The organism is Pseudomonas sp. P4_C3, assembly GCF_056402075.1.
On record NZ_JBFUIC010000553.1, the window covers coordinates 1 to 1,821 of the forward strand.

A 1,821-nucleotide genomic window follows, 5' to 3' on the forward strand; every position below is an offset into this window, starting at 1 on the left:
GCGCAACCCGACATGACCCAGGTGCAATAGCGTCGAAATAGTTACGTGGGCCAGTCAATTGCTATCAATGTTACCTACACTGACTTGATACCCGGCTGGAAAGGCTCGATCTCAAAGACTCAGGACAAAGCCATGCAGATACTGGAACAACAAAAAGTAGCTGCGCCGCAGGCTCCGGCAGTACCGCGCAAGGGTTGGCGGCCGCAGTTCAACTTGCTGCGCTGGTTCTCCCTGGCAAGCTTTTTCATCATCGCCGTGGTGGCGCTGGGGCTGGGTTACATCTCCACGCGCTTTGTGGTCGATGAAAGCATCGAGCGCGATTCGATGCTGACTGCGCAGTTCATTCAAACCATTGGCGAGGCCGAAATCCGTCATGCCAGGATTTCGCCGGGCAGAACCATGGGCGAAATGCTCGACCCACGCATGGACCATGCCGATTCCGACATCAACCCCGAAGCCCGGGCCGCCGCGCGCGTTGAGTTTCTCGACCATGTGGAGCATCTGCCGGACATCCTGCTGGCGACGGTGTACGCCCAGGACCGCACCGTGGTCTGGTCGACAAACTCCGAGTTGATTGGCATACGCATCGAAGACGACGAGGAGCTGGATGAATCTTTCGAAATGAAATCTCCGGTGTCCACCCGCTACCACGAGATCGATGAGGAGCGCCCCGAGCAACGCCTGCTGCGCGAACCGGAATACCTGTTCGTCGAGAACTACATTCCGATGTTCAATGCCGACAGAAGCAAAGTGATTGCCATGGTGGAGATCTACAAGGAACCGGTGGACCTGGTGGAACGCATCCAGCGTGGCTTCAAGGCGATCTGGCTGGCCACCCTGATCGGCGGGGCGGTCATTTACCTGGGGCTGTTCTGGATCGTCCGGCGCGCGGCGATACAGCTGCAGAGCCAGCAGAAACAGCTGATCGCCAACGAAACCTTTGTCGCCTTGGGGGAAATGTCCTCGGCGGTCGCCCACAGCCTGCGCAATCCACTGGCGAACATCCGTTCCAGCGCCGAACTGGCCCAAGGCATCGCCAGCCAGACCGCACAGAAAAACATTGGCGACATCATCAGTCAGGTCGACCGCATGTCGCGCTGGGTCCGTGAATTGCTGGTGTCGTTACGACCGATGAATGACGACTGTGAAACGGTCGACCTGGTGCTGGCCCTCGATGACACCTTGAGTGCCTTTGAGTCCCTGATCAAACGTTCGAACGTCGAAGTGCGCTTCTCTCCTGTCAGCGTGCCACCGGTCGTCAGCCAACAGGTGCTGCTCACGCAAATACTCAATAGCCTGTTTGCCAACGCACTGGAAGCCATGCCCAAGGGTGGCGTGCTGACGATCGAGATCGATTCCTCTGTGCCCGGCGACTTGAGCATGACCCTGACCGACACCGGCAAGGGCATGTCCAAACAACAGCAACAACTGGTCTTCAAGCCGTTTTTCACCACCAAGCAAGGTGGGTTGGGTGTGGGCCTGGCCCTGGTCAAGAGAATAATGGAGCGGTTTGACGGCTCGGTCGAACTGACCAGCCGGGAGCAGGAAGGAACCCGTGTTTGTCTCAATTTCAAAGTGGCAACGGGAGGGGCATATGGAGCACAGCATTCTGTTGGTCGAGGATGACGAAATCCTCGCCGAGAATATTCAGACTTACCTGGAGCGCAAGGGCTTCGAGGTGACCGTTTGCTACTCGGCTGAAGACGCACTGGAGCAATTGGGTGCTTTCGCTCCTGACGTGGTACTGACCGACAACTCGTTGCCGGGCATGAGTGGTCACGACCTGATCCAGAAGCTGCGCGTCAGCGCGCCGGATCTGAA

2 protein-coding genes are annotated in these 1,821 nt (G+C 57.8%); both read left to right on the forward strand.

The genetic code is table 11. The annotated features are described in order from the left end of the window. Nucleotides 1-132: 132 nt before the first annotated feature. Nucleotides 133-1,626, forward strand: a complete 1,494-nt coding sequence (locus AC1DVH_RS30530) for a sensor histidine kinase (protein WP_477756933.1) — start codon at nucleotides 133-135, stop codon at nucleotides 1,624-1,626. Next, nucleotides 1,595-1,821: response regulator (locus AC1DVH_RS30535; RefSeq protein ID WP_477756934.1), on the forward strand; the 227-nt coding region annotated here is incomplete at its 3' end. The genes AC1DVH_RS30530 and AC1DVH_RS30535, both read left to right, overlap by 32 nt.

Bases quoted from the DNA above. Each gene is read 5' to 3' on its own strand.
- AC1DVH_RS30530 (WP_477756933.1), top strand. From the start codon at position 133: ATGCAGATACTGGAACAACAAAAAGTAGCTGCGCCGCAGGCTCCGGCA.